Origin of the sequence: Dactylosporangium sp. NPDC051485 (assembly GCF_040682015.1) — a bacterium.
In the GTDB taxonomy this organism is placed as follows: domain Bacteria; phylum Actinomycetota; class Actinomycetes; order Mycobacteriales; family Micromonosporaceae; genus Dactylosporangium.
On sequence record NZ_JBFAZW010000079.1, the window covers coordinates 18286 to 44671 of the forward strand.

At 71.2% G+C, this 26386-nt stretch carries 25 protein-coding genes; 10 read left to right on the forward strand and 15 right to left on the reverse strand.

What is annotated here, in order from left to right; all coding sequences use genetic code 11:
• Window positions 1–10 precede the first annotated feature (10 nt).
• Genes AB0M46_RS35290 through AB0M46_RS35305 form a run of 4 tightly spaced genes read right to left on the reverse strand, consistent with a single transcriptional unit; the run spans window position 11 to window position 3584 of the window.
• Window positions 11–223 (reverse strand): MbtH family protein, encoded by a 213-nt coding sequence (locus AB0M46_RS35290; protein ID WP_363343337.1) that lies wholly within the window; start codon window positions 221–223, stop codon window positions 11–13.
• Window positions 220–1698, reverse strand: a complete 1479-nt coding sequence (locus AB0M46_RS35295) for an FAD-dependent oxidoreductase (RefSeq protein WP_363343339.1) — start codon at window positions 1696–1698, stop codon at window positions 220–222. Before AB0M46_RS35295 ends, AB0M46_RS35290 begins: the two co-directional genes overlap by 4 nt.
• A complete protein-coding gene (locus tag AB0M46_RS35300) occupies window positions 1695–2555 on the reverse strand; it encodes a GNAT family N-acetyltransferase (protein ID WP_363343341.1) in 861 nt (286 codons plus the stop codon). Before AB0M46_RS35300 ends, AB0M46_RS35295 begins: the two co-directional genes overlap by 4 nt.
• Window positions 2556–3584 (reverse strand): iron-siderophore ABC transporter substrate-binding protein, encoded by a 1029-nt coding sequence (locus AB0M46_RS35305; protein WP_363343343.1) that lies wholly within the window; start codon window positions 3582–3584, stop codon window positions 2556–2558. It abuts the gene before it with no gap.
• 118 nt (window positions 3585–3702) lie between these two features.
• Here AB0M46_RS35305 and AB0M46_RS35310 point away from each other — a divergent pair, with 118 nt between their 5' ends.
• The 3 genes from AB0M46_RS35310 to AB0M46_RS35320 all read left to right on the forward strand — a co-directional run bounded on the left by AB0M46_RS35310 (window position 3703) and on the right by AB0M46_RS35320 (window position 6688).
• A complete protein-coding gene (locus AB0M46_RS35310) occupies window positions 3703–4722 on the forward strand; it encodes an iron ABC transporter permease (protein ID WP_363343345.1) in 1020 nt (339 codons plus the stop codon).
• Between the two features lie 56 nt (window positions 4723–4778).
• On the forward strand, window positions 4779–5780 hold the full coding sequence (locus AB0M46_RS35315) for an iron chelate uptake ABC transporter family permease subunit (protein WP_363343347.1): 1002 nt from the start codon (window positions 4779–4781) through the stop codon (window positions 5778–5780).
• Window positions 5781–5863: 83 nt separating this feature from the next.
• Entirely contained in the window at window positions 5864–6688 is an 825-nt protein-coding gene (locus AB0M46_RS35320) for an ABC transporter ATP-binding protein (RefSeq protein ID WP_363343349.1), read from the forward strand.
• 148 nt (window positions 6689–6836) lie between these two features.
• On the opposite strand, the gene AB0M46_RS35325 is transcribed toward AB0M46_RS35320, so the two are convergent.
• The 5 genes from AB0M46_RS35325 to AB0M46_RS35345 form a co-directional block, all read right to left on the reverse strand.
• Window positions 6837–7340, reverse strand: coding sequence for a flavin reductase family protein (locus AB0M46_RS35325; RefSeq protein WP_363343351.1), 504 nt, complete (start codon window positions 7338–7340; stop codon window positions 6837–6839).
• Window positions 7341–7534: 194 nt separating this feature from the next.
• Entirely contained in the window at window positions 7535–8287 is a 753-nt protein-coding gene (locus AB0M46_RS35330; protein ID WP_363343353.1) for a hypothetical protein, read from the reverse strand.
• A 144-nt stretch (window positions 8288–8431) separates the two neighbouring features.
• Window positions 8432–10627 carry a carbohydrate-binding protein gene (locus AB0M46_RS35335; protein ID WP_363343355.1) on the reverse strand — a complete coding sequence of 732 codons (2196 nt, stop codon included), beginning with the start codon at window positions 10625–10627 and terminating at the stop codon, window positions 8432–8434.
• Between the two features lie 26 nt (window positions 10628–10653).
• The gene (locus tag AB0M46_RS35340; RefSeq protein ID WP_363343357.1) at window positions 10654–12846 is read right to left on the reverse strand and encodes an RICIN domain-containing protein; all 2193 of its coding nucleotides are present in this window, start codon (window positions 12844–12846) and stop codon (window positions 10654–10656) included.
• 160 nt (window positions 12847–13006) lie between these two features.
• Complete coding sequence (locus AB0M46_RS35345) at window positions 13007–14035, reverse strand: LacI family DNA-binding transcriptional regulator (protein ID WP_363343359.1); 1029 nt, start codon at window positions 14033–14035, stop codon at window positions 13007–13009.
• A gap of 73 nt (window positions 14036–14108) precedes the next feature.
• Here AB0M46_RS35345 and AB0M46_RS35350 point away from each other — a divergent pair, with 73 nt between their 5' ends.
• Window positions 14109–14957, forward strand: a complete 849-nt coding sequence (locus AB0M46_RS35350; protein WP_363343361.1) for a methyltransferase domain-containing protein — start codon at window positions 14109–14111, stop codon at window positions 14955–14957.
• Here AB0M46_RS35350 and AB0M46_RS35355 read toward each other — a convergent pair.
• Both AB0M46_RS35355 and AB0M46_RS35360 read right to left on the reverse strand, forming a co-directional pair.
• A complete protein-coding gene (locus tag AB0M46_RS35355) occupies window positions 14944–15825 on the reverse strand; it encodes a TIGR03560 family F420-dependent LLM class oxidoreductase (protein ID WP_363343364.1) in 882 nt (293 codons plus the stop codon). The two genes, AB0M46_RS35350 and AB0M46_RS35355, sit on opposite strands and share 14 nt — an antisense overlap.
• Before the next feature lie 21 nt (window positions 15826–15846).
• Window positions 15847–16341, reverse strand: coding sequence for a pyridoxamine 5'-phosphate oxidase family protein (locus AB0M46_RS35360; protein WP_363343366.1), 495 nt, complete (start codon window positions 16339–16341; stop codon window positions 15847–15849).
• Window positions 16342–16378: 37 nt separating this feature from the next.
• Between AB0M46_RS35360 and AB0M46_RS35365 the strand changes: the two genes are divergently transcribed.
• Together AB0M46_RS35365 and AB0M46_RS35370 are read left to right on the forward strand one after the other, a co-directional pair.
• Window positions 16379–16747 carry an Mth938-like domain-containing protein gene (locus AB0M46_RS35365; protein ID WP_363343368.1) on the forward strand — a complete coding sequence of 123 codons (369 nt, stop codon included), beginning with the start codon at window positions 16379–16381 and terminating at the stop codon, window positions 16745–16747.
• 260 nt (window positions 16748–17007) lie between these two features.
• Window positions 17008–18906 carry a glycosyl hydrolase family 18 protein gene (locus tag AB0M46_RS35370; protein ID WP_363343370.1) on the forward strand — a complete coding sequence of 633 codons (1899 nt, stop codon included), beginning with the start codon at window positions 17008–17010 and terminating at the stop codon, window positions 18904–18906.
• Window positions 18907–18966: 60 nt separating this feature from the next.
• On the opposite strand, the gene AB0M46_RS35375 is transcribed toward AB0M46_RS35370, so the two are convergent.
• The 3 genes from AB0M46_RS35375 to AB0M46_RS35385 all read right to left on the reverse strand — a co-directional run bounded on the left by AB0M46_RS35375 (window position 18967) and on the right by AB0M46_RS35385 (window position 21430).
• A complete protein-coding gene (locus AB0M46_RS35375; protein ID WP_363343372.1) occupies window positions 18967–20892 on the reverse strand; it encodes a phosphocholine-specific phospholipase C in 1926 nt (641 codons plus the stop codon).
• 22 nt (window positions 20893–20914) lie between these two features.
• The gene (locus tag AB0M46_RS35380) at window positions 20915–21076 is read right to left on the reverse strand and encodes a hypothetical protein (RefSeq protein ID WP_363343374.1); all 162 of its coding nucleotides are present in this window, start codon (window positions 21074–21076) and stop codon (window positions 20915–20917) included.
• Between the two features lie 84 nt (window positions 21077–21160).
• Window positions 21161–21430, reverse strand: coding sequence for a GlsB/YeaQ/YmgE family stress response membrane protein (locus tag AB0M46_RS35385; protein WP_363343376.1), 270 nt, complete (start codon window positions 21428–21430; stop codon window positions 21161–21163).
• Between the two features lie 506 nt (window positions 21431–21936).
• Here AB0M46_RS35385 and AB0M46_RS35390 point away from each other — a divergent pair.
• The 3 genes from AB0M46_RS35390 (at window position 21937) to AB0M46_RS35400 (ending at window position 24098) form a co-directional block, all read left to right on the forward strand.
• Window positions 21937–22647 (forward strand): hypothetical protein, encoded by a 711-nt coding sequence (locus tag AB0M46_RS35390; protein WP_363343378.1) that lies wholly within the window; start codon window positions 21937–21939, stop codon window positions 22645–22647.
• 128 nt (window positions 22648–22775) lie between these two features.
• Window positions 22776–23702 carry a hypothetical protein gene (locus AB0M46_RS35395; RefSeq protein WP_363343380.1) on the forward strand — a complete coding sequence of 309 codons (927 nt, stop codon included), beginning with the start codon at window positions 22776–22778 and terminating at the stop codon, window positions 23700–23702.
• Between the two features lie 15 nt (window positions 23703–23717).
• A complete protein-coding gene (locus tag AB0M46_RS35400) occupies window positions 23718–24098 on the forward strand; it encodes a hypothetical protein (RefSeq protein ID WP_363343382.1) in 381 nt (126 codons plus the stop codon).
• Here the strand turns inward: AB0M46_RS35400 and AB0M46_RS35405 are convergent.
• The gene (locus tag AB0M46_RS35405) at window positions 24091–24717 is read right to left on the reverse strand and encodes a hypothetical protein (RefSeq protein ID WP_363343384.1); all 627 of its coding nucleotides are present in this window, start codon (window positions 24715–24717) and stop codon (window positions 24091–24093) included. The two genes, AB0M46_RS35400 and AB0M46_RS35405, sit on opposite strands and share 8 nt — an antisense overlap.
• A 74-nt stretch (window positions 24718–24791) precedes the next feature.
• On the opposite strand from AB0M46_RS35405, the gene AB0M46_RS35410 reads away from it, so the two are divergent.
• A complete protein-coding gene (locus AB0M46_RS35410) occupies window positions 24792–26246 on the forward strand; it encodes a hypothetical protein (RefSeq protein WP_363343386.1) in 1455 nt (484 codons plus the stop codon).
• Window positions 26247–26386: the final 140 nt, after the last annotated feature.

Consider the following 26386-nt stretch of genomic DNA (forward strand, 5'->3'; position numbering starts at 1 on the left):
CGGTCGGCGGTCAGCCGCTCATCTCGGCGATGAGGCTGGCCGGCCGCATGTCGGTCCAGTGCCGTTCGACGTAGTCGAGGCAGGCGTCGCGGGCGTCCTCGCCGAAGACGATCCGCCAGCCGGCGGGCACGTCGGCGAAGGTGGGCCACAGCGAGTGCTGGTGCTCGTCGTTGACCAGCACGTAGTACCGGCCCTCGGGGTCCTCGAAGGGATTGGTGCTCATCGCGTCGCCTCCGGCTCGATCCAGCCCAGGCCGTCGGCGCTCGGCACGAGGCCGCCCGCAAGCAGGGGCAGCTCCCGGGCCTGCTCGCCCTGCACGCCACGGACCTGGATGTTGTTCATCTCCTGCATGACCTCGCGCACCACCGGCGTGCCGAAGAGGTGGTGCATGCGCTCGCCCGACGGGGTCTGCATGTCCCCGGTACGCCGGACCGCGCCGGCCAGCGCCTCGGACGAGGCGACCAGGCCGGTCAGCGCCTGCTCGCCGGAGTGCACGCCGCCGACCAGCGTCACGAAGGCCTCGAGGTCGGTGGCGCCGAGGTTGGTGACCTTGCGGGCCTTCCAGAAGTACGACTCCTCCGTGCTCTGCATGTCGTAGAACGCGGAGAGGAACTCGTAGAAGACGCGGTACTCGCGGCGGTAACGGCCCTCGAACTCGGTGAAGACGCGCTCGTGCGCCAGATCGCCCGAGAGCACGGTGTTGATGGAGCGGGCGGCGAGCAGGCCGGCGTAGGTGGCCAGGTGCACGCCGGTGGAGAAGACCGGGTCGATGAAGCAGGCGGCGTCGCCGACGAGCACCATGCCGGGGCGGTGGAAGGTGCTGTTGGTGTACGAGTAGTCCTTGCGGGTGCGCAGTTCGCCGTAGACGCCGTCGGTGACCCGCGTGGCGTCCGACAGGTAGTCCTTGACGATCGCGCAGCGGTCGATGAAGCCCATCAGGGCCTGTTCCTGGTCGCCCTGCAGCCGGGCGGCGTGCTCGCGGCTGATGACCGCGCCGACGCTGGTCAGCGTGTCGGACAGCGGGATGTACCAGATCCAGCCCTCGTCGAAGGCGGCGCAGAGGATGTTGCCCGAGTCGGGGGCGGGCAGGCGCTTGCCCCCCTCGAAGTAGCCGAACAGCGCGATGTTGCGGAAGAACTCGGAGTACACCCGCTCGCCCTTGACGTGCTGGTGGATCCGGCTGCGGTTGCCCGAGGCGTCGACGACGAAGGTGGCGTGGATCTCGCGCTCGGCGCCGTCGGGGCCGGCGTACCGGACGCCACGGACCCGCTCCTCGTCGGCGAGGACGTCGATGACCGCGCTGTTCTCGCGCACGTCCACGCCGTGCTTGGCCGCGTTGCGCAGCAGGATGTCATCGAACTTCATCCGCTCGACCTGGTAGGCGTAGGAGGTCGGGCCGGACAGCTCGGGGGCGACCGCGAAGAGGAAGTTCCACGGCACGGGGTTGGTCCCCCAGCGGAAGCTGCCGCCGCGCTTGACGGTGAACCCGGCCCGCTCGAGGTCCTCGCTGACGCCGAGCATCCGGGCGATGCCGTGCACTGTGGACGGCAGGAGGGACTCACCGATCTGGTACCGCGGAAAGGTCTCCTTCTCCAGCAGTACGACCCGGTGCCCGCGCCGGGCCAGCAGCGTGGCGGCGCTCGACCCGCCCGGCCCGCCGCCGACCACGACGACGTCGGCGTTCTCCGTTGTACTCAACGCTTCTCCTCCAGCAGGTTCCACCAGGCGGCGACCGTCGGCTCCAGTGCCAGGTCGAGGTAGCCGGCCTCGAAGCCGGCCGAGCGCCAGCGGGTCGCCAGGCTCATCAGCCGGATCGAGTCGAGGCCGAGGTCGATCAGGTTGTCGTCGTCGGCGAACGCGGACGGCTCCTCGCCCAGCGCCTCGGCGACGTCGCTGCGAATCCGCTCGCGGCTCAGGGGTGCGGTCATGGGCCTTCCTTCTCGTAGCTCAGCAGTTCGGCCCGCTTGTGGCCGAGGTCGCTCGTAGCTCAGCAGCTCGGCCCGCTTGTGGCCGAGGTCGTGGATGCCGATGGGCCGGAACCCGGCGGCGGCGAACATCCGGCGGGCCACGACGTGCCGCTCGTCCGGGTCGGCGAGGACCCGGCGGCAGCGCGGGTCGGCGCGGAACAGTCCCTCGGCGACCGCCCGGACCACGGCCCGGCCGAGGCCCTTGCCGGTCCGCTCGCGTTCGCCGATGGCCAGGTGCACGCCGAGGTCGTACGGGTCCGCCGGGTAGCAGCGGCCGACCACGTCCCGCGGGGTGCGGTAGACCTCCACGTAGGCCAGCGGCGCGCCGTCGTGGGAGACGAGGTACGGCCGGGAGTGCACGCCGGCCAGCTGCGCGGCGATCTCCCCCGCCCACCGCTCGGCCGGCCACGCCGCCTGCCAGAACGGCACCACGTGCGGCTCGCCCATCCAGCGGCTCACCAGCGCCGGGTCCGGGCCGGCCGGCCGCAGCCCCCGGACCGTCCACGGTGGACCGGGCACCGGGGCGGGCGGCGCCCCCGCCGCGACCACCGCCGCGGCGAGACCGGCCGTGACCTCACGCGTGGACACTCAGCCGGCTGCCTTGGCGGCGGTGGCGATCGTCGGCAGGACGTTGTCGATGATGTACTGCACCGACAGCGGCGTCGGCGTCCGCAGCGACGAGAACTGGGCGTCGCTCAGCGCCGCGTACGCGCCACGCTTCACCGATCCGAGCCCCTTGAACAGCGCGTTGCCCTCCAGGGCGGGCTTGAGGCCGGCCTCGGCGTAGTAGACGAGCGTGACGTCGGCGTCGATGACGGACACCTTCTCCAGGCTCAGCTGCACCGCGAAGTCGTCGCCCGGCAGCGCGGCCGCGCCCGGGGCGAGCACCATGCCGAAGTCGTTGAGCATCTTCACGCCGGCGTCCTTGTCGGAGCGCAGCACGCCGATGGAGCCCGCCTCCCAGACCTGGCTGAGCGAGAACTTCTTGCCGGCCAGCTCCGGGTGCTCGCCCTTGGCCTTGCGCACCTTGCCCTCGATGTCGGTGACGATCTTCTCCGCGTCGGCGCCCTTGCCCACGGCCTTGGCCACCTGGCGCAGCGTGGTCTGCCACGGGTCCTCGAAGGCGCCGGTGGTCTCGTAGGCGGTGGTCGGCGCGAGCTTGCTGAGCTTGGCGTACTCGTCCTGGATGTAGTAGTCGCCGCCGGCCAGGATCAGGTCCGGGCCCAGCGCCGCGATCTTCTCCACGTCGAAGCCGTTGTCGCCCGCGGACAGCACGGTCGGCTTGCCGGTGAGCAGCGGCTTGGCCCACGCGGTGACGCCGTCCTCGCCGGAGGACTCGGCGATGCCGACCGGCTGGACGCCGAGCATCAGCAGCGCGTCGAGGTCGGCGTCGGAGAGAGCGACGATCCGCTTCGGCGCGGCCGGGACGGTCGCGGTGCCGAGCTTGTGGGTCAGCGTGACGGGGTAGCCGGCCGCGGCCGGCGCGGAGCCGGAGGAGGCGGCGTCGGCCGAGGTGCCGGCCGCGTCGTCGCCGCAGGCGCCGAGCAGCGCGACGCCCGCGACGAGCGCGAGGCCGGCGGCCAGGGCCCGGCGGGCGGGGCGCAGGGAGAAGGTCATGTCGGGCTCACACTCCGGTCGTTAGGTTAGGCTAACCTAAGCTAACGGAGCACCCCGATCGCGGGCAAGTCTCAGGTAAGGCTAACCTTTCTTCGACTTTCAGCGATAGAGGTGATCGATGGCCGCTCCAGGAACGGCGTTGTCGGTACGGCGCGGAGCCGCCCTCGCCGGGCTGGGCTCCGCCGTCGCCGTGGCGGTGGTGCTGAGCCTCGCCGTCGGTGCGCAGGACCTCAGCCCCGCCGCGGTCTGGCGGGCCGTCGCCGATCCGATCCCGGGTGCGCAGGCCACCGCGATCGTGCGCGACCTGCGCCTGCCCCGCACGATCCTGGGGCTGCTGGTCGGGCTGGCGCTCGGCGCGGCCGGCGCGCTCATGCAGGGGCACACCCGCAACCCGCTCGCCGACCCGGGGCTGCTCGGCATCTCGGCCGGCGCCTCGTTCGCGGTCGTCATCGGCATCCAGGCCGGGGCGAGCGGGCTCACGGGGTACATCTGGTTCGCCTTCGCCGGCGCGCTGCTGGCCAGCGTCCTCGTCTTCGGCATCGCCTCCGGGCGGCGCGGCGGCCCGACCCCGGTCACGCTCGCCCTGGCCGGCATGGCGATCAGCGCGCTGCTGTCCGCGTTCACCCAGTCGCTGCTGCTGGCCGACCGCGCGAGCCTCAACGTCTACCGGTTCTGGGTGGTGGGCGCCCTGGCCGGCCGCGACGCCGGCGTGGCCGCGCAGGTCGCCCCGTTCATCGCCGCCGGCCTGGTCCTGGCGCTGCTCAACGCGCCCGCGCTCAACGCGCTCGGGCTGGGCGAGGACGTGGCGAGGGCGCTCGGGCAGCGGGTCTTCGCCGCGCGGGCCGTCGGGGTGGCGGCGATCGTGCTGCTCACCGGCGCGGCCACCGCGGCCTGCGGCCCGATCGGCTTCCTCGGGCTGGTCGTGCCGCACGCCGCCCGGGCGCTCACCGGGCCCGACCACCGCTGGCTGGTGCCGGCCTCGGCGCTGGCCGGCGCGACCGTGCTGCTGCTGGCCGACGTGGCCGGTCGGGTCGTGGTGCGCCCGGCCGAGCTGCAGACCGGGATCGTGCTCGCGGTCGTCGGCGCGCCCTTCTTCATCGCCCTGGTCCGCCGCCGCCGAGGGGTGGTCCGGCTGTGACCGGGGTTCGCGCCCTTCTTCATCGCTCTGATCCGCCGGCGGGGGGTGGTCCGGCCGTGGCCCGGGTTCGCGCGCTGCGCACCGCGGTGGTTTGCCTGGCCGGGCTGGCGGCGGCGCTCGCGGTGGCGGTGGTCGCCGTCGGGCGGGGCAGCTTCGCCATCCCGCCGGGTACCGTCGTCGACGTGCTGCTGGGTGGCGGTACACCCGGGCAGCGGCTCATCATCATGGACCTGCGGCTGCCGCGGATCCTCGCCGCCCTGCTCGTCGGCGCGGCCCTCGCCGTGTCCGGTGCGCTCACCCAGACCGTCGCCCGCAACCCCCTCGCCAGCCCCGACGTGCTCGGCGTGACGAGCGGCGCCTCGCTGGGCGCCGTGGCGCTGATCGTGCTCGCCGGTTCGGCCGCCGCGGGGGTACCGCTGGCCGCCCTCGGCGGCGGCCTGCTCGCCGCCTCCGGCGTGTACCTGCTCGCGTGGCGGCGCGGGGTGGACGGCTACCGCCTGGTGCTCGTCGGCCTCGGCGTCGGCGAGATCGTGCGCAGCGGCGTGTCCTGGTTCCTGGTCCGGGCCGACATCGTGGACGCGGCCAAGGCCACGATCTGGCTCAACGGCTCGGTCGCCGGGGCCGGGTGGGCGCAGGTCGGCCCGCTCGCGGTCGCCCTGGCCGTGCTGCTGCCGGCGGCGCTGGCCACCTCCTTCACGCTGCGGGCGCTGCAGTTCGACGACGACGTGGTCCGCTCGCTCGGCGTGCGGCTGCAGGCGGCCCGCCTCGCGGTGGTCCTCGTCGCCGTGGCCCTGGCCGCGGTGGCCGTGTCCGCGGCCGGCCCGGTCGAGTTCGTCGCCTTCGTGGTACCGCAGATCGCGCTGCGGCTGTGCGGCGGCTCCCGGCCGCCGATGCTCGCCTCCGCCGCCCTCGGCGCGTTGCTGGTCGCCGCGGCCGACCTCGCCGCTCGCACCGCGCTGCCCGGCCGCGAACTGCCGGTCGGCCTGGTCACCGCCATCGCCGGCGCGCCATACCTGCTGTGGCTGCTGGTCCGCAACAACCGGAGGAGCACGGCATGACCACTGTGGACGGTTCGGCTGCGGGCGCGCCGCGCGCCATACCTGCTGTGGCTGCTGGTCCGCAACAACCGGAGGAGCACGGCATGACCACTGTGGACGGTGTGCGGCTGCGGGCCCGCGGGCTGCGGCTCGGGTACGGCGACGACGTCGTGGTGGACGGGCTGGACCTCGACGTGCCCGGCCGCGCGGTCACGGCCGTCGTCGGCCCCAACGGCTGCGGCAAGTCGACCCTGCTGCGCGCGCTGGGCCGGCTGCTGCGCCCGCGGGCCGGGGAGGTCCTGCTCGACGGCCGGCGCATCGAGCGCATGCCGACCCGCGAGGTGGCCCGGATCATCGGGATGCTGCCGCAGAGCCCGGTCGCCCCCGACGGGCTGACCGTCGCCGACCTCGTCATGCGCGGCCGCCACCCGCACCAGAACTGGCTGCGCCAGTGGTCCGCCGCCGACGCCGCCCTGGTCGCCGAGGCCCTCGCGTGGACCGACATGCGCGACCTGGCCGACCGCCCGGTCGAGGCCCTGTCCGGCGGCCAGCGCCAGCGCGCCTGGCTGTCCATGGCGCTGGCCCAGGGCACCGAGATTCTGCTGCTCGACGAGCCGACCACCTACCTCGACCTGAGCCACCAGATCGACGTGCTCGACCTCGTCGCCCGGCTGCACCGCGAGCGGGGCCGGACCATCGTGATGGTGCTGCACGACCTCAACCTGGCCGCCCGCTACGCCGACCACGTGGTGGCGATGCGGGCCGGGCGGATCGTCGCGCAGGGCCCGCCGGCCGAGGTGTTCACCGCGCCGCTGCTGGCCGAGGTCTTCGGCCTGGCCGCGCTGGTGGTACCCGACCCGGCGACCGGCACGCCCCTGGTCGTCCCACTGCCCCGCCCGACCGCGCAGCCGGAGGCGGAACAGGCGTGAACCGCACCGCCCGGCTGCATGCCCCCGGCGGCGAGTGCACGCCCGGCTTCGCCCCGCACGCCCACGGCTCCGCCGGCCGGTCGGCGATCGACGCGCCGCCACCTGCGCGAGGAGCGCGGTCCCGCCCGGAGCGGGCGACCGTCAGGGGCTACGGGCGCATCGGGACCGCGGGGGTGCTGCCCAGGGACGACGGATCGACGACGAACTGACGCTCGTGGTAGACGAGGCGGCCGTCGGACGGCCCGATCGCCACGTCGAGCACCTCGGCGACCACCAGCGTCGACGCGCCGACGGCGACCCGCTGCAGCGGCACGCAGACGAGCGCCGCGGCCGCCTGGTCGAGCACCGGCTCCCCGGTCGGCAGGTATCGCCACCCCTGCTCGGGCGTGAACCGCGGGCCGCCCGGCCGGGCGAAGTCCTGCGCCAGGCCCGCGTGGGCCGCGCCGAGCAGGTGCACCACGAACCGGTCGGCCGACGCGATCAGCCGGGCCGACGGCGAGTCCATCACCGAGAACGACAGCGCGGGCGGGGCCAGCGACACCGAGGCCACGCTCGACGCGGTCAGCCCAGCCGGGCCGGACGGGCCGGACACGGTGATGACCGCGACCCCGGTCGGGTAGCCGCGGAAGGCCGCCTTGAACAGTTCCACCACTGGAGCCACGATAAAACCTCAACGTCACTTGAAGTCAAGGTCGATCAGGCAGGTGTGACAAGTCCCCGCGACATGGCTGCGAGATGGTCGTGGCCGGTCCGCAGGATCGACCCGCGGACCGGCCACCATTCGACGCCACCTGGCCCTGGGGCCGGGCGAAGGTCTACGAGCGCAACGCCCGCCGGGCCCCTGACTCAGCCCTGCGACGGCGGCTGCGGGTACCCGCCCTGCTGCGGCGCCGGGTAACCGGGCTGCGGCTGCTGCGGGTAGGGGGCCGGCGACTGCGGCGCGGGCGGGAACGCGCCCTGCTGCGCGGGTGGGAACGCGCCCTGCTCCGGCGCCGGGTAGCCGGGCTGCTGGGCCGGGTAGCCCGGCTGCTGCGGCGCTGGGTAACCGGGCTGCTGCGGTGCGAAGCCGGCCTGCGGCGCGGGGAAGCCACCCTGCGCCTGCGGCACCGGGAAACCGCCCTGCGGCTGCGGGGCCGGATAGCCCGCCTGCGGCTGGGGAGCCGGGAAGCCACCCTGCTGCTGGGGGGCCGGGAAACCGCCCTGAGGCTGGGGGCCCGGGAAGCCGCCCTGCGGCTGGGGCGCGGGGTAGCCCGCCTGCGGCGCCGGGAAGCCGCCCTGGGCCTGCGGGGCGAACGCCGGACCACCTGCCATCGCCGGCTGGTACTGCGGCTGCGCCGCGTCCTTCTTACTCTTGATGGCCGTGCGCACACCCTGGATGATCAGCAGCACCGGCATGATCAGGATCTTCAAGCTGATGATGATCCAGCCGCCGAAGAGCAGCACCCAGCCGGCCCAGATGGCCATGCCGAGCCCGGCGATGGCGCCGAAGATGCGCCAGCCGGTCGAGTTGCCCGGCAGCAGGGCGCTGCCCACCGTGGCGAGACCGCCGACGATGTAGGCCAGGAGCAGCACATCGCCGCCCGTACCGTTGAGATCCACGTCCGTATTCCTCCCTGGGGGTTCCGCGACGTGCCAGGGTACGCGCACGGACCCGATCTTGGACGCCCTGTTTTCCGGTCGAATCGGACGACCACGGCCGGACCCGGAGCATGCCCGGGTCCGGCCGCGTCACGCCGTACAGCGTCAGGCAGTAAATCGGAGATAGTCGAGGTTGAAGCCGCCGGTCTCGCAGTACAGGGTGACCAGCTGGTCGCCGGCCGGGAGCGTGACGGTGGCGTGCACCGACTGGTACGCCGCCCAGCCGCCGGTGTCCGGCACCGAGACCGTGGTCAGCACCGTGCCGGCCGCGTCGCGCAGGCTGACCGCGTTCGCGGCGGTCGCGCCGGTGCCGTTGGCCGCCCGCAGCTCCAGGTCGTACGTGCCGGCCTGGGCCACGTCGAGGCGGTACTGCAGCCAGTTGCCCGCCGCCGTCCACCCGACGTTCTTCCCGCCGCTGGCCGCCGGGTTGTTCTCGACGAAGTTCGACCCGCCGTCGGTCCAGCCGTGCTCGGCCACGTAGGCCTCGGCCTCGACCTTCTCCCCGATCGGCGCGCCGTGCGGGCGGATCGTCACGTGCACGGTCACCTCGTCGCTCGCCGCGCCGTCGGTCACCCGGAGCTTGAGGTCCAGGTTGCCGGCCGTGGTCGGGTGCAGGCTGACCTTGCCGGTGGCCGCGTCGACGGTGACCCCGTCGGGCAGGTCGACGGCGTAGTAGGCCAGGGCGTCGCGGTCCCGGTCGGTCGCCTTGAGCTGGAACGTGGTGGTCGTGTACTGGTCGGCGGTCACGTCCGGCACCGCGGCGAGGGCCGGCGCGTGGTTGTGCCGCGGGCTGGGCACGTCGGCCCGCCAGCGCAGCGTCGCGTAGGCCCCGGCCGGGATGGTCTCGACGAACTGCCGGCCGGCGAGGACGACCCGGACCGTGCGGGGCGCGGCGTTGGCGTTGCCCACGACGGCCACGAAGTCCTCGCCGTCGCGGTAGACGACGTTGCCGACGCCGCCCACGGTGGCGCTGGACTCGACCCGGGTGTGGCGCGGCGTGAGGTACTTCGCGAACTGCCCCATGGTGTAGAGCTCGTCGCGCACCGTGAACGTGCGGGTGGTGGTGTTGACCTTCACCAGGCGGTCGGGCCACTTGGTGGTGGCGGCGACCTGGTCCCAGTCGACGTTGTTGTCCCGCAGCGGCGTCCAGTGCAGGGTGCCGCCGTCCTGGTCGGTGGCCTGCGCCCACATGACGTAGGAGGACGCGTCGAGCCGGAAGTAGCTCAGGATCGTGGCCGGCGACAGGTCGCTGGTCTCGGTCATGTGCACGGGCTTGCCGTACTGCTCGTAGGCGTCGCGCATCACCGCCGGGTCGCCCCAGTAGGGGTGGAAGGCGATCGCGCCGGTCGCCTTGCGGGCCGCCGGGTCGTTCAGGATGCGGTAGTAGTTCTTCGTCTCGGTGCTGTTCGGGTCCTTCCAGTCCCAGAAGTTGAAGTCGTGGACGTAGACGTCGACGTCGCGCGGCAGGTACCGCCGCATCGCCACGGACAGCTTCTGCTGCTGCTCGACGCTGATGTCCATGGCCGGGTAGACCACGTCCATGCCGGGCTCGTTGAGCAGGGTCAGCGCGTCGACGCGGATGCCCTTGCGGGCGTAGGCGTCGACGAACTTGGCGTAGTAGCGGGCGAAGACGTCGATGCAGTCGTCGCGCAGCTTGCCGGCCTGGTAGTGATCGGTGGTGCTGCCCGGCTTCAGGGCGACCTCGCCGAGGAACTTGTTGTTCGTCTTCATCCAGGCCGGCGCGCTCCAGGCCGAGGCGAAGAACGTGGCCCTCGGGTTGTACTTCTGGATCAGCTTGATGGTGTCGACGATGTGCAGGTCGATGTCGCGCTGGATGGAGAAGTACTTCAGGCCGAAGTCGTCGGCCACGCCGGCCGGCAGGTCGTCCTCGGACCAGAAGGGCAGGTGCTCGATGAGGTCGGGGCTGCCGATGGTGAGCCGGAAGCGGCTCAGCCCGGCCCCGGTCCGCGGGTCGACGAGGAGCCGGATGGCGTCCTCGCGCTGCTGCGGGGTGAGCTTCCACAGGTTCGACACGCTGGTCTCGTCGAGCGAGAAGCCGATTCCGGCGTACTGCTGCCGGGCATGGCTCGGGTCGACGACCACGGTGACATCGGCCGCGGCGGCCGCGTTGTCGCCGACCCGGACCGTCGGCAGCGGCTTCCAGGCCGCCGCCGCGCCGGTCGAGTAGCTACCGGTGACGGCCTCGCCGCGCTGGTGCTCCGGCGCCGCGGTCGCCGGCGTCAGCCCAATAGAAGATGCGCTGACCGCAAGGGACAGTGCCGCGGTCGATGCGATGGTCATGATGCGTCGCATGTTCCCTCCCCGGGTCACGGACCGCTGACCAGGTACTCGACCTGGTGGCCGCTGTTCACGGCTCCGCCCGTGTTGTTGATGACGTGCGAGATGGTCCCGACGCCGCCGAGGGAGACGGTGACCATGTCGTGGAACCTGACGCCGGACTTCGCCGGTACCTCGAACGCGCGCGCGGCGACGACCGAGGAGTTGGCGCTGAAGTAGCAGTAGCTGCCCAGGCCCCAGGCCTCGTGCGTGGTGACCGAGTCGGCGACCTTGTAGGCGGCCCAGCCCTGGGTGGAGCCGTTCATGAAGGCGGCCTGGTTCGGCGGGTCGTAGGGCATCTCGTTCTGGTAGAAGTACGTGCGGCCGCCGTTGCCGTTCCAGATGGTCTGGTACTGCTGGAAGTGCTCGACGAACAGCCCGTAGAACGTCACGTTGTTGCCGTTGACGACCAGGCCGTTCTGGGCGGTGTTCGAGGTCCAGCCGACGCCGGATCCGTGGTCGGCCCGCCAGATCCACGAGTGGTCGCCGATGACGTCGTTGCTGTTGATGCGCAAGCTCACGGTGGCCTTGCCGACGCCGGCCCCGCCGATGCGGAAGAACACGTCGGAGAGCGTGGTCGGGTTGCCGGCGTGGCCGGCGGAGGAGCCCGCCGGGCCGATCTCGGCGAGCACCGCGGAGTTGGTGGTGCCGGCGTCGAAGAGCAGGCCGGCGATCTTGATGCCGTCCACGTCGGCGGTCGTCAGCGCGGTGATGCCGCCGTCCGGCACCAGCGTGGCCAGGCCGAGGCCGAGCACGACGGTGTCGGCGCGGGTGACGTTGAGCGTCTGGTTGAGGTGGTACACGCCCGGCGTGATGAGCAGGTTCTTGCCGGCGGACAGGGCCGCGTTCATGGTGGCCGCGGTGTCGCCGGGCTTGATGACGGCGAACTGGCTGATCGGCAGGCTGGTGCCGGCCGGCGAGCCGCTCGACCAGCTGGTGCCGGAGGCGTTGGTGCGCAGGGCCGGGACGAAGACCTGGTAGGCGCCGGCCGAGTCGACGTACAGGAACGGCTTCTCCCGGATCACCGGCGAGGTGCCGACGGTGGTGTACGGCGGGGAGGGGAAGGTGTTGCCCGGCGCGCCGGTGTCGCCGACGAAGACCTGGTTCCAGTTCGAGCCGGTCCAGCTGCCCATCGCCGAGTTGCGGGTGAGCCACTGCTGCTGCGTGCCGGACTGGATCTGCCCGTCGATCTTGCTGTCGGCGATGAAGCCGCCGGAGGACCAGCCGCCGTCGGAGAGGGCGAGGTTGCCGCGCACGTGCATGCGCCGGTACGGGGCCGCCTGCGACACCGCCCACCGGTCCAGGCCGCCGGTCGGCGTGACGGACAGGTTCTCGGCCGAGCGCCAGAAGTTCTGGGTCGCGTTCTGCGAGCCGTCCGGCCACCAGTCGGCCTCGGTGTGCACCGCGCCGTTGATGACGACGGCGTCCGGGCTGAGCCCGAGCCCGGCGACCTGGGTGTAGAAGCCGACGTTGGCGTCGACGTTGTACGTCCCGGGCTTGAACAGCAGCGCATAGCGCTGGCTGCCGAACTGGTTGCTCACCTGCCCGTTGAAGACCGAGTTGAGCTTGTTCTGGATGGTGGCCTGGGCCATCGACGGGTCGAAGACCGTCACGTTCGGGCCGAGGTCGGGGTTGCCGGGGTTGTTCGGCACCCCGGTCGCGGTGGCCGTCGGCTGGCTGGTCGCGCCGCTGAAGTTCCACTTCTGGTTGGCGGCGCCGGCGCAGGACCAGATCTGCAGCTTGGCCCCGTCGGCGAGGTTGTTGTCCTTGATGTCGAGGCACTTGCCGGACTTGGTGTTGACCAGGTCGCGGTTCGCGTTGAGCGTCCACTTCTGGCTGGTCACCGAGTCGTAGCAGGTCCACATGTGCACCACGGCCCCGTCGGTGGTGGCCCCGTTGGCCACGTCGAGGCACTTGCCGAGGGCCTGCACCGAGCCGTTGTCGGCGAGGGTCCAGGTCTGGTTCTGGCTGCCCGCGTAGCAGGTCCACATCTGCGGCTGGTTGCCGTCGGCGGTGGAGCCGTTGGTGACGTCGAGGCACTTGTTGTTGGCGGAACTGGTGATCTGGCCGCTGCTGGCGGCGGAGGCGCTGGTCACGGCGAAGACTCCGACGGTGCCCACGGCGGCGGCGGTCACCGCGATCGTGAGCAGCGCCGAGCGCCGGACTCGTCCGGTAGCTGGCATGGGTGTCCTTTGGTCCCTTTGGCGGAGGGTGCGGGTACCAGCAACGAAACACGGACCCCGGCGCGCATGTCAACGCATCGCTGTAACTATTTTCGAGTTTCAGCGAGAGAGTTTATGAAACACGCGTCAAGCGGCGATCAGAAGCGTCCCCTTCAGGCTGCTACGCAGGACCCGTCGAGCCGCGGATCACGAGCTCCGTCGCCAGCTCCACGTGCAGGGCGTCCAGCTCGTGACCGGTGAGCATCCGGCCGAGCAGGCTCACCGCCATCCGCCCCATCTCCCCCAGCGGCTGGCGCACGGTGGTCAGCCGCGGGTGCGTGGCCCGGCTGACGTCGATGTCGTCGAAGCCGGCCACCGACAGGTCCTGGGGCACCCGCAGCCCCCGCTCGGCCGCCGCCTGCAGCGCCCCGACCGCCATCTTGTCGTTGAACGCGACCAGCGCGGTGGGCCGGTCGGCGAGGTCGAGGAGCTCGGCCGCCGCCGCGCGGCCGGCCTCCACGGTCGGGTCGTTCACGGTCCGCAGCAGCTCCGGCGCCGGGTACACGCCCACGCCGACCAGCGGCGCGGTGTACCCGGCCAGGCGGTCGCTCATCGCGGTCCAGTCCAGCGGCCCGCCGAGCACCCCGACCCGGCGGTGGCCGAGCTCGACCAGGTGGGTCATGAGCCGCCGGGCCCCGGCGAAGTTGGCCGCCGACACCGCGGCGATGTTGCGCGGCGGTGGGGTGCGCGGGTCGACCACCACGAACGGGAAGCCCTGGTCGCGCAGCTGCTCCAGCTCCTCCTCCGGCTCCGGCGGCAGGATCAGGATCGCCCCGGTCACCTGTGGCCAGGCCATGAGCGTCGGCAGCACCCCGGTGCGGTTCCAGGCCGACTCGCCGGCGTCGACCACGGCGTGCATGCCGTGCACGTCGAGCGCCTCGGTGACCGCCGAGACGATCAGGCCGAAGTAGTCGGTCAGCACGTAGGGGCAGCGCACGTACACCCCGTTGTCGGCCTTGGGCACGCCGGCCCCGCGCCGCCGGGGCGCCCGCCGGCCGAGCCCGCCCATCGCCTGCAGGACCTTGTCGCGGGTCTCCGGGGCCACGTTGGCCCGCCCGTTGAGCACCCGCGATACGGTCGCGATCGACAGGCCGGTCTGAGCGGCCACGTCCCGGACCGTGACGCGCTGGGCCTCCGCTGTTTCACCCATTTGTTTCATCGCCCACCAGGGTAACGCGCCCGCCGCATTGAACCGTTCGGCCGTTTTGGCAGTTAGTACAGCTGTGACCGCAGCGCACGCCGAGGCCGTCCGGCGCTACTACGACCGCAACACCGCCGCCTTCGACCGGCTCGGCCAGGGAGGGGCGTCGATCCACCGCGCGGTCTGGGCCCCGGGCGTCACGACCCGCCCCGAGGCGTTCCACCACGTCGACGAGCTCGTCCTCGCCGCGCTGCCCGGCGACGTCACCGAGCCGGCCGTCGTCGACCTCGGCTGCGGCCTCGGCGCCAGCCTCATGTACCTGGCCGGCCGGGCCCCGATCCGCGGCGAGGGCCTGACCATCAGCCCCCGCCAGGCCGAGGGGGCCACCCGCCTGCTGGCCCGCGCGGGGCTGGCCGGCCGGGTCCGCTGCCGCGAGGGCAACTTCCTGGACGTGCCCGCGGACCTGCACGGCCGCGCCGACGTGGCCTTCTCGATCGAGGCGTTCCTGCACAGCCCCGACGCCGGCGGCTACTTCCGCGAGGCCGCCCGCGTGCTGCGCCCCGGCGGCCGCCTCCTCGTCTGCGACGACTTCCTCACGCCGGCCGCGGCCGCCCCGGACCTGCCGCCGCGCGAGGCCCGGCGCCTGGCCGAGTTCCGCGACGGCTGGCGGGTCGGCTCGCTGCTGAGCGTCGAGCAGGTCCGCGCCGCGGCGGCCGGGGCCGGCCTCGCCCTCGCCCGCGACACGGACCTGACCCCGCACCTGGAGCTGCGCCGCCCCCGCGACCGGTTCATCGCCGCGCTGGTCGCCGCCGGCCGCCCGCTGCGCCTGAGCGGCGAATACTGGCGGATGCTCTCCGGCGGCGACGCGCTGCAGTGGTGCCTGCTCGGCGGCCTGCTGCAGTACCGGGTGCTGGAGTTCACCCGTCGCTAGCGACCTCGCGGATCGTGTCCATGGCCTTGAGCCGCTCGGGGCCCTTACCGAGCAGGCCGTCGGGCACGATGAGCTCGTCGAGGCCGATGCCGCGGTACTCCGCGACGGTGTCGCGCAGCCGCTCGGGCGAGCCGCCGATGACCGGCATCGGCGCGTCCGGCAGCGGGCCGTCGACCACGATGAGGGCCTGGGCGGTGCGCCGGATCGCCCGCGGGTCGCGCCCCTGCTCGGCGCAGAAGCCGTCGAGGACGCCGGACTTATGGGCGATGACGTCGGGGCGGCCCCAGGTGTTCCAGACGTCGGCGTACTTCGCGACGATGCCGAGCATCCGCCGCTCGCCCCCGCCACCGATGAGGATCGGCAGTTCCTCCTGCAGCGGCTTGGGCTCGCAGACCGCGTCGGTGAGCGTGTAGTACTCGCCGGCGAAGGTGGTCGTGGGCCGGCGCAGCAGCCCGTGCAGCACCTCGAGGGCCTCGACGAAGCGGTCCAGGCGCTGCTTCACCGGGGGCAGCTCGATGCCGTACTGCTCGTGCTCGTTGACCTGCCAGCCCGCGCCGACGCCGAGGGTGAACCGGCCGCCGGTCACGTGGTCGGCGGTGGCCGCCATGTTGGCCAGCACGGCCGGGTGCCGGTACGTGTTGCCGTAGACGAGCGTCCCGAGCCCGACCCGCGGCACGGCGGCGCCGAGCGCGGCGATCACCGTGCCGCACTCCAGCGTCGGCTCGTGCGGGTCGCGCCCCGGCCCGGCGTTGGGCATGAAGTGGTCGGCCAGGTACACGCCGTCCCACCCGGTCGCCTCGGCGTGCCGGGCCACCTCGAGGATCTCGTCGTACCGCTGCCCGGCCCCGGGCCAGATCGAAAGTCGCATGACTACCTCTATACCGTGTTTTCAGAACGTGTAGCGATTCTGCGAGTACGGGTCCTTGCCGAAGGCGAACACGACCCGCGGCGCGACCCGGTACACGTCCGCGGCCCCGCCGGCGTGGTGGAACGCGCCGTCGCGCACCTCGAACCGCCACGCCTCGCCGTACTTGGCCTCCCACGACGCTGCGGCGCGCCGCAGCGTCGCGTCGTCGCGCAGCACTACCGCCTCACCCTCCACGACCACGTCCAGCCCACGGTCGAGCGCGTCGGTCCCGGTGGTCAGCGCCACCGCCGGGTTGCCGGTGAGGTTGCGGGCCTTGCGCTCCTCGGCGCCGGCGGTGAACAGCATCGCGCCGTCGAGCCAGACCGCGATGAGCGGCGTGACGTGCGGCCGCCCCTCCGGCCGGACCGTCGTCAGCCAGTACACCCCGGCGCGGGCCAGCCGCTCCCGCACCACCTCCCACGGGACCGCCTCGGCCTCGGGGTCGCTGTACCGTTGGTCCAGCACGCCATCCGGCACGGTGTCCTCCTGCACGTCGAAGGTCAGGTGTAACCCGATGCTCCCACGTTCGCCCCGGATCCTTGCCGTTTCGTGGGGTTCGATCGAGGTGGAGTCGCTGGGCGAGGTGAAGGACCTGAAGGCCTGGCCAGGCGGCGCCCGCGAGTGGGACTGGCACGAGACCGGCACCCGCCACTCCCCTGGCATCCAGCCCGCGGACGTCGAGGAACTGCTCGAGGCCGGCGCCACGACGGTCGTGCTGTCCCGCGGCATGCAGCTGCGCCTGGGCGTGCCGCCCGAGACCGTGGCCGCCCTGGAGGCCCAGGGCGTGACGGTCCACGTGGCGGAGACGACCGAGGCCGTGGAGCTCTACAACGCGCTGGCCGGCACCACGCCGGTGGGCGGCCTCTTCCACTCCACCTGCTGATCCCCCGGACGACTCCCCGTCATGCGCGCGTCGTCGCTCGCCGCCAACCGCGGCGCGATCGATCCATGGGAGAAGTTAGATCTCATCGGCTGACGAGATCGCAAGATACCCCAGGTGGGAGGCGCCCGGAGACCGGGCGCCTCCCACTTTGCGTTGCGGGAAAGCCGCACTTGTCCATCGGCATCCGTCGCTATAAAATCCCCGTTAACAGTTAAGAATGTTTACTGTTACGGGATGCTCTCGGTTTTAGGAGGAGCGAGATGCACAGACCCGGAAGACTCGCCACCGGCCTCGCGGCCACCGTCCTGGCGGCCGCCACCGCCTGGGGGGTCGCCGCCCTCAACAGCACCGCACCGGCGCAGGCCGCCACCACCAACGGGGGCGTCAAGTTCGCCTACTTCACGCAGTGGGGCATCTACCAGAACGCGTTCTACCCGAAGAACCTCGACACCAGCGGCATGGCGGGCAAGCTCGACTATCTGGTGTACGCCTTCGAGAACATCAACCCCACGACGCACCAGTGCTTCGAGGCCGACTCGGCCGCCTCGCAGGACGAGAACAACCCGAACGCGGGCGACGGGGCCGGCGACTCGTTCGCCGACTACGGCAAGTCCTACGGCGCGGACATCAGCGTCGACGGCGTCGCCGACACCTACAACCAGCCGATCGTGGGCAACTTCAACCAGCTCAAGAAGCTCAAGGCGAAGTACCCGAACCTGAAGATCCTGGTCTCCATCGGCGGCTGGACCTACTCGAAGTACTTCTCCGACGCCGCCGCCACCGACGCGTCGCGCAAGAGCCTCGTCAGCTCCTGCATCGACATGTTCATCAAGGGCAATCTGCCCTCGCGCAACGGCTACGGCGGCGCCGGCACCGGTGCGGGCGTCTTCGACGGCATCGACATCGACTGGGAGTACCCGGGCGCGGCCGGGCACACCGGCAACCACTACACCGCGGCCGACAAACAGAACTACACCCTGCTGATGGCCGAGTTCCGCAGCCAGCTCGACGCGCTGGGGACCGGCAAGAAGTACCTGACCGCGGCGGTGCCGGCCGGCCAGGACAAGATCATGCAGATCGAGACCAACAAGGTCGGCCAGTACCTCGACTACGCCAACGCCATGACGTACGACATGCACGGCGGCTGGGAGAGCACGGGCCCGACCAACCTGCAGGCCCCGCTGTACAACTCGCCGAACGACCCGTCGACCCCCGTGCCGCCGGGCAACGGCAAGTACTCGATCGACTCGGCGATCAAGGCCTGGACCACCGGTGACTCCGGCTACGGCATCCCCGGCGGCTTCCCGGCCGCGAAGCTCACCATCGGGTACCCGTTCTACTACCGCGGCTGGACCGGCGTCCCGGCCGGGGCCAACCACGGGCTGTACCAGAGCGCGACCGGCCCGGCGACCGGCCACACCCTCTCGGGCAACGTCGCCGGCGTCTCCTTCTACAAGGAGCTCACCGGCTTCGTGGACAACGCGTCGTACACCTACCTGGACCCGACCACCAAGGGCGCCTACTTCTACGACGGCACCACGTTCTGGAGCGGCGACTCGCCGGCCTCGATCCAGGCCAAGGCCGACTACCAGCACTGCAACGGCCTCGGCGGGGCGATGATGTACTCGCTGGAGGCCCTCGACCCCGCGGCGACGCTGTTCAACGCGGTCGTCAACTCGACCAACGGCGCCACGGCGGGCTGCTCCACGTCCTCGCCCACCGCGTCGCCCACCGGGTCGTCGAGCCCGTCGTCGAGCCCGTCCTCGAGCCCGTCGCCGACCAAGAGCCCGACCCCCACGCCGACCGGCAACTGCTCGGCCCCGGCCTGGGACTCGGCCACCGCGTACAACGGCGGCCAGCAGGTCTCCTACAGCGGTCACCTGTGGACCGCGAAGTGGTGGACGCAGGGTGACATCCCCGGCAACAACGGCCAGGGCGTCTGGACCGACAACGGGGTCTGCGGCGGCGGCACCACGCCGACGCCGACCGGCGGCACCGGCACCTGCGCGGGCCTGCTGGCGTGGGTCTCGACCACCCCGTACACCGGCGGCCAGTCGGTGACCTACGCCGGGCACAAGTGGACCGCCAAGTGGTGGACCCAGGGCGACATCCCCGGCAACAACAGCCAGGCCGTCTGGACCGACAACGGCGCCTGCTGACCGCAGTACCGCACAGACGACGGCCCGGGACGCAGCGTCCCGGGCCGTCGGTGTGCGTGCCTACAGGAGACCGCCCATCAGCGGGTCGCTGATCGAGGGCTCACCGTTCTCGAGGTGGCCGGCGTACTCCACCGCGAAGTGCTCGTCGCCCGGGAGGCTCAGCGTCACGCCGTACCATCCCCGGCTCCTCGACAGGCCGAACGTCTCGGCCTTCGTCTCGCCGGGGCGCAGGGTGAGCCGGGAGCGGTGGCCGGTGTAGCGGTCGGCGAGCACGAGGTCGAGCCGCTTGGCCCCGCGGTTGCTCACCTCCAGCGTCAGGCTCAGGCGGTGGGCGTCGTAGCGGGCCTGCGCGACCACGCCCGGGTGCTGGCGGCCCGCGGCGAAACGGCGGTAGAAGCCGTTCGGGCCGTGCACCGACAGGTCGAAGCCCGCGTCGGCCGGCCACACGTCGGTGACCTGCTTGGCCGGCTCCACGGTGTAGCTGCGCGGGGCCTGGGCCGGGTCGCTCGAGCGGACCTGCAGCACGCCTGTCGCCGCGCCGGTGTTGCGCAGGTCCAGCGCGAACCCGCCGGCCGAGGGGCGGCCGTCGACCTGGAGGGTGTACGGCAGGGCCCGCGCCGGCCGGACCCCGCGCTCCTGGGCCGGGAGCTTGCCGTCGGCGGGCGGCACGGGGACCTGGTCGGGCCGGCGGGTGAGATCGTCCGGCTTGAGGTCGTCGGTGCCCGGCAGGCCGGCGCGGACCGAGGCGTTGGGGGTCCGGAAGTCGAACGCCGACGTGAGGTCGCCGGCCACGGCCCGCCGCCACGGGGTGATGTTGGCCTCGACGAGGTCCGGGTTGCCCGTGCCGAAACGGCGCTCCAGGAACCGGATGAGCGACGTGTGGTCGAACAGCTCCGAGTTGACCCAGCCGCCCCGGGTCCACGGCGACACGATGATCATCGGCACCCGCACGCCCAGGCCGTAGGGGCCGGCCGGGTGGTCGGCCGAGCCGGGGTAGATCTCGTTCGTCACCGGGACCGTGGACAGGCCCTCGGCCCGGCTCGCGGGCGGGGTCGGCGGCACGAGGTGGTCGAAGAAGCCGCCCTCCTCGTCGTACGTGACGAACAGGGCCATCTTGCTCCACACCTCGGGGTGGGCGGCGAGGATGTTGATGACCTGCGAGACGTACCAGGTGCCGTAGTCCGGCTCCCAGTTCGGGTGCTCGGTGTAGGCCTCGGGGGCGACGATCCAGCTCACCTGCGGGAGCCGGCCGGCCTCGACGTCGGCCCGGAAGTCGGCCAGCAGGGCGTCGGGGCTGCGGCCCTGCTTGTTGACCTCGGTGCCGAGCTTGGCCTTGGCCAGCGGGGTGCCGGGGGCGGCGTGCTGGTACTGGTGGAAGTACAGCAGCGAGTTGTCGCCGTAGTTGCCGATGAACGGGTCACTGGTCCAGCCCCAGGAGTTCTCGGCGGTCAGGCCGAGGCCGACGTCCTGGTACACCTTCCAGGAGACGCCGGCCCGCTCGAGCCGCTCGGGGTAGGTCGACCAGTCGTACCCGGCCTCGGCGTTGGTGATCACCGGCCCGCCGCCCTTGCCGTCGTTGCCCACCCAGCCGCTCCACATGTGGTACCGGTTGGGGTCGGTCGGCCCGAGCAGCGAGCAGTGGTAGTTGTCGCAGACCGTGAACGCGTCGGCCAGGGCGTACTGGTACGGCAGGTCCTTGCGGGTGTGGTGGGTCATCGTGGTGACGCCCTTGTTCGGCACCCACCGGTCGTGCCGCCCGCCGTTCCAGGCCCCGTGGGTGTCGTTCCATCCGTGCGGCGGGTCGGGCAGGAACGTCTTGCCCATGTCGCGCACCTCGGGGCGGAAGGGCAGCACCTCGCCGTCGCCGTCGGGCTGGTGGAACACGCTGCGCCCGTCGGGGTGCTTCGCCGGGTGCGGGTCGGCGTAGCCGCGCACGCCGCGCAGCGTGCCGAAGTAGTGGTCGAACGAGCGGTTCTCCAACGCCAAGGCTGGCCCGGACTGCTTCGCTCTACCGGCCCAGCCAAGGCGGCATCAGGAAGATGACGTGTTCGACGTCCTCGATCGAGCCGTGCCGGTGGTGCGCGGGGATCGACAGCGCCTGCTCGAACGGGAGAGGGACGGCGGCGGCCGCCGCCATCTGCAGAAATGTACGACGATCGACGTTGGCCATGACCCGGCACGCTAGGACCGACAGGTGTACAAAGGGCGCCCACACGGGGCGCCCTTGTCATGCGGTGCGGAAACTTCCGGCGGCTCAGATCGATCGACGGCCGTAGAAGCCGGCGACCGCCCAGACGCCGAGCGCGGCGAGGGCGACCTGGATGACGATCTCGGTCCAGTCGACGCCGGCCGTGTCCGCGACGCCGATCGCGCGGGCGATCGCGGTGCCGATGATCGCGGCGACGATGCCGATGACGATGGTGAGCCAGATCGGGACGTTCTGCTTGCCGGGCACGACAAGCCGTCCGAGCGCGCCGATGATGAGCCCGACCACGATCGCGGAGATGATGCCGGCGACGGTCACTGGGTGCCTCCTGGGTGCTCTGCGGGTGCTGCCTTGCTGACATCCACGGTTTGCCCTGGCCGTCCGATTCCAAAACCGGGTGTCAATCGAGTGACGGCACGTTGCGAGATGGATCACCGTCAACTGCTGATCGCCACCGCCAAGGCGGGCATCGCGGCCGGGACGCCGACTGACGATTGCCCCTCCCCGTCCGGCTTGCAGCCAGCGCGCCGCACGTCACGCCGGCGTCCTCACCGCACCGACACAACGACCGGCATCCACCGCGTCGCCCCTTGTCATCTTCGCCTCGGCAGATGATGCGGCCCCAGATCCAATGCACTTCCCACCCAGTCGCCCCGCCTTCGGGCAGCCCGCGAAAGCACCGACCACTGGCCATGAAGATCCGTTCGGCCGACCGCGATTTGTCCGATAGATTGATGTCGTTCCGAATCGACAACGAAACCTGTCGATTGTACGATTCGGGTCACGTAGTACCACCATGGATGGATCGAGATGCCGGGGATTCCGTGAGTTTCACGCTCGCCACCCGCCCCCTTTGCGCGGGCACGTACCTGGATGCCAACTTCTGCCAACGGGTGCTGCTCGATGCCTATGCGGACCGATCTCGATACGTTGCCCCGTCCTACGGCTTCTCACTGGCGCAGGTCGCATTCCATGCGCGACGGGCGTGGTGGCTCGACACCGCCCAGCACGTGCTGGTGGCGTTCGTGGTTGGCATTGGAGCGCTCCGCTCGCCACTCGCAATCGTCCTGGCCGGTGGCGTGCTCATGCATTGGCACGTCGCGCTGATGTTCGGCAAGATCGGCGGCGCCGTCGCCAGGTACTTCCGCGAGGGTCCGTCGATCGACCGACTGTCCGACATCGGGCTGCGCCTCCGCTTGGCGTTCATCGCGCTCCTGGTCACCTGGACGGTGATGACCGTTTCGGCCGTTGCCTCGCTCGGGTACGGCAGCGTGGCCAGCATTTGGGACGACAAGCCGGTCGCCGGATCGGTGACCACCACATTGCTCGAGGCCTTCGCCGACCTGAGCATGGTGGCGCTCGTGGTCGTGTTGTTCGCGGCGGCACGTCAGGCACTGCTCGGCAACATGCTTCGCGCCGGAGAAGTCTCCGACCGGCAGCTCAATCGACGTATGCGCCACATCGCGATCGAGGAACGAAGCCCGGTTACCTACTATGCGGACTTCGGCCATTCATCGGCAGCGGCGAGGAGCTGAACACCTGGAACCTCAATCTGCGGCTACTGAAACGTCGCCCCTCGAGATCCAGCGACGGTACCGAGGCGGCCGCCGCGGACCGCGAGCTCGACCGGATCAACTTCACGACCCGCAAGCTGATCCGGAAGATGAAGAACCACCTCGAAAAGCTACGCGCCGACGACAACCCCGAAGCGGAACTACAGGGACTGGATATCGCTGATCGCGTGTTCGTTGTTGGCAGTTCCGCCCGTTCGGTGCCCACTCGGCCGGACGAGGCAATCGAGGTCACGCGCCGCGATCCGACAGGCCCCGCTCGGCACTATCTCTCGTGCCGGGTGGAGGCCTGGGACGGTGAGATCGTCACCAACGTCTTCGTGCACGTATCGCTGCAAGGGCGACTACTCTACGTGGAGTTCTCGGCCTGGGTGCTCTATCCCACCCGCCCGGACTTCCACGTGTCGGAGTCCGGGCGGATCCAATGGCGCCGCACATATTTGCCCGGAATTCTCAAACGACTCGGCTACCTGCCGCAGGAGGTCCGCCGTCTTCCGTCCGACCTCTGGTCCGCGGCCGTCTTCCTCCGCCGCCGGCTCGCCGGCTGCTGGCGGCTGGGGCCGTCGTCGACCGCCCGTGACCCCGGCACCAGATTCAGCGTGCGTGAGGACGGTGCCGTGTCCCGGTACGTCGCGCAGATCGCCGCCATTCCGCCGACGCAACTCGTCGCCCCGGCGCAGCGGGAGATCCTGCTGATCGAGGAGGCCGATCCGCAACAGGAGCGCGATGCGCTGAAGTCGTTGCGCGAGGCGCAGCGGCTCACTCGGCAGGCGGCCAGGGCGGTCAACTACTTCCAGGTTCGTGACGTCATCCGGCACTGGCGAATCATCGAGCGCCGCGTACTGGCCGCGCTGCTGGACTTCCTGGAGGAAGAGGGCCTGGACACCGACGAGTACCACTCCCAGGCCGCGCAGATCATCACCGCGAATTTCAACTTCTTCCAGGCGCCGGTCGACGCGCGAGGAGCGCATTTCGGCAGCGGATCCATCGAAAACACAGGTAGCGCCGCTCGGTCCTGATGGCAGGAGAAGCCGATGCCCGACGAATCACATCACGTCACGAACATCTACCACGGCAAGATCGATGCGAGAGGCGCGAGCTTCGGCTCAGGTTCGGTGCACAACACCTGGGGCGCAGAGAATGCCGATCTGCCTCAAGAGGAAACGGTGCCAGCGCGATTCTCTGGTCATGTCAAACGCGCGATCTGTATCAGGCTCCTCGACGACTGGCCCGACCTCGCGGACGAGCTGAACATTCCGATTCCGGATCGATCCCGCTTCGAGCCGGGGCGGGAGGCGGCCGGCATCTGGGAGTGGCTCGAGCAGCGCGACCGGCTTGGCGAACTCCGTCGCGGGCTGCTCGGCATCGACCGCTCGGATCTCGTCCGCCGGCTAGACGACGATGCCATCACATAAGCGCGACGCGGGTGACCACGGCAAAGCTCAACACCAACAACACGGCCACAGCGGCCCACCGCAGCAGACGGCCCGCGCTGCGCAAGCGCACGTACCGGTAGCGATGCTGCTGGATACCGATCCAGAGCTCGACCTGCGCCGCCCGATAGATATCGATCTCCTGCTGCCGGTCGACGACCGCGGCGAACTCGGCGAAGGAATGCAGCCGTCGAACCGTGTCGGTGCCGTTGAAAACCAGGCCCGGCGGGAGTTCTTCCCTGCCTCCGAACAGTTCCCGGCTGTCGCGGCCGGTCACCAGCACACCCGCGGCCCGAATCAGCGACAGCACGACGAGCGTCGAGCTGGCCACCAAGGCCGCACCGAAAGCTGCGAACAGCCAACGGCGGTCCAGGATCGGGCCGGAGAGCAGCTGCGACAGAACGACCGCGTTAGCCGCCGACAGGATCGCCGCCGCGCTCAGGATCACCGATGCCCGGTTCGCGGTCGACGACCGCAGCCGGTCGTAGCGGTCGAGGTGCCACCGCAGCAGCTCTACATTGTTGGCGGGCGCCGCCGCAGGCGCCTCTTCAGGCGCCGGCTGGACAGCCGTTTCGACTGTTTGATCAATGGCGTCAGTCAATGCCCCTCCTCGTCTGCCGCCAGCGTAGCGGTCTCGTTCCACCATCAGCGAAAACCGAAGGAGAGGCGGCTGCGATGACGACGGCTGAGTTCGGGGCGTTCACCGACGAGCGCCCATGGCGTGACATGCTGCCGCCCGCGGTCTTCGCCGGGCTGTCTGAATGGGTGCAGGGGCAGGGCTTCAACCTGATGCACCGGCGATGGCTGACCGACGGCCACAGCGGGTCGTACGTGGCTTTGGTGCTGGTGCACCCGGCGCGGGGCAGCGTGACCGGCGCCGTACTGAAGCTGTTGCCTCCAAGCCTGGCCAGCCGGGAGGCACGAGCCTGTAATCTGGCCTGGCAGCTCAGCCCGAAGCCGTTCGCCGCCGCGCACCTCGTGCGGTCGTGGTACACGGGACCCTTGGCCGGCACCGAGCGGTGGTGGGTGCAGTTGCAGGAGATGGGGCAGGCCGAGCTGGCTGACGTCCGGCCCCTCGATCGGCTTTCCGGGGATGCCTCGTTCGGCAACTACTGCGCGACAGTCATAGAGGGCATCGTCAACGGCTGGAACCCAGGTACGGACGACTCGGCGCCAGTGCTGGTGAACGCCGGCCAGTTCGTACGGGATGATCTCGGCAATCGGGCTCGTGAGGTTCAAGCATTCGTCGCGGCGGCCGGCATGGGCGTCGAGCCGGCGGAGGGCATCCGGTTCGCCCACCGCCAGGACACGCTTCCAGACCCGCTGGCCTTGTTCGACGCGGAGGCGTCGCAGCCGGAGGTGGTGGTGTTCCGCGGCAACGGCCACGGCGATCTGCACCCTGGCAACGTGTTGGTGCCGGTCGACGACTGCGTGCGGGCCGACCGGTTCCGTCTCATCGACTACGGGCGGTTCTCGTCAAGCATGCCGGTGTCGCGGGACCCGGTGAAGCTGGCGCTGTCCGCGGTCGCCGCCAGCGTCGACTTTGCCGCCGATCCGGGGGCGAACTCCCCAGCCGCCGAGGCGGTGGCTGCACCTGCGGCGACTTCCGACAGACGGTACGCCTGCGCCACGTACATCTATACCGCGGCGCAGGCATGGGCCCGCCGGCGCCAAGTCGTCGCGGAATTCGCCCGGCAGCATCGGCTGGTGCTCGTGGCATCTGCGCTACGAACCGTGGGCCGTCCCGAACTGCGCCACGCCGAACGGCTCTGGCATCTGGAGGTGGCCGCCCTGGCGCTACGTGAGCTGCTGACCGATCACCCAATCGCCCTCGGCGGCGGGCTCGGCGCGGCCGCCTCGGACGAGCCCGCCGCGTCCGGATCACCGGCGGAGTATTCGCCCGCCGTGAAACGGGAATTCTGCCGCCGTTTGGCCGATGACTGGCGCGATCTGGCCGACGAGCTCAACATTCCCGCGTATCAGCGGACCCGATTCCGGCGGGGCGACGAGGTCCGCGCTGTCTGGGAGTGGGCGGAGGTGCGCGGCCTGCTGTCTCGCTTGCCCGCCCTGCTCCGGACGATCGGCCGAGAGGATCTGGCGCTGCTCTTCGAACCGCCCAGTTGGCCATGAGCGTTGGGGGTTCAGATGCCGCACTGGACGGGAGCGTCTCGGGACCGGTCCAGGCCAAGACGTTGAGCAGGGCTTCCCCGGCTCGGGGCAGTGGGACGCGGCGTGCGACATCTGGTTCGACCCGACGGCGCGCACCGACG

Coding starts and splice junctions, on each gene's coding strand:
- AB0M46_RS35290 (WP_363343337.1), bottom strand. CDS start 223: ATGAGCACCAATCCCTTCGAGGACCCCGAGGGCCGGTACTACGTGCTG.
- AB0M46_RS35305 (WP_363343343.1), bottom strand. CDS start 3,584: ATGACCTTCTCCCTGCGCCCCGCCCGCCGGGCCCTGGCCGCCGGCCTC.
- AB0M46_RS35310 (WP_363343345.1), top strand. CDS start 3,703: ATGGCCGCTCCAGGAACGGCGTTGTCGGTACGGCGCGGAGCCGCCCTC.
- AB0M46_RS35320 (WP_363343349.1), top strand. CDS start 5,864: ATGACCACTGTGGACGGTGTGCGGCTGCGGGCCCGCGGGCTGCGGCTC.
- AB0M46_RS35335 (WP_363343355.1), bottom strand. CDS start 10,627: ATGACCATCGCATCGACCGCGGCACTGTCCCTTGCGGTCAGCGCATCT.
- AB0M46_RS35340 (WP_363343357.1), bottom strand. CDS start 12,846: ATGCCAGCTACCGGACGAGTCCGGCGCTCGGCGCTGCTCACGATCGCG.
- AB0M46_RS35345 (WP_363343359.1), bottom strand. CDS start 14,035: ATGGGTGAAACAGCGGAGGCCCAGCGCGTCACGGTCCGGGACGTGGCC.
- AB0M46_RS35355 (WP_363343364.1), bottom strand. CDS start 15,825: ATGCGACTTTCGATCTGGCCCGGGGCCGGGCAGCGGTACGACGAGATC.
- AB0M46_RS35365 (WP_363343368.1), top strand. CDS start 16,379: ATGCTCCCACGTTCGCCCCGGATCCTTGCCGTTTCGTGGGGTTCGATC.
- AB0M46_RS35370 (WP_363343370.1), top strand. CDS start 17,008: ATGCACAGACCCGGAAGACTCGCCACCGGCCTCGCGGCCACCGTCCTG.
- AB0M46_RS35380 (WP_363343374.1), bottom strand. CDS start 21,076: ATGGCCAACGTCGATCGTCGTACATTTCTGCAGATGGCGGCGGCCGCC.
- AB0M46_RS35395 (WP_363343380.1), top strand. CDS start 22,776: ATGAAGAACCACCTCGAAAAGCTACGCGCCGACGACAACCCCGAAGCG.
- AB0M46_RS35400 (WP_363343382.1), top strand. CDS start 23,718: ATGCCCGACGAATCACATCACGTCACGAACATCTACCACGGCAAGATC.
- AB0M46_RS35410 (WP_363343386.1), top strand. CDS start 24,792: ATGACGACGGCTGAGTTCGGGGCGTTCACCGACGAGCGCCCATGGCGT.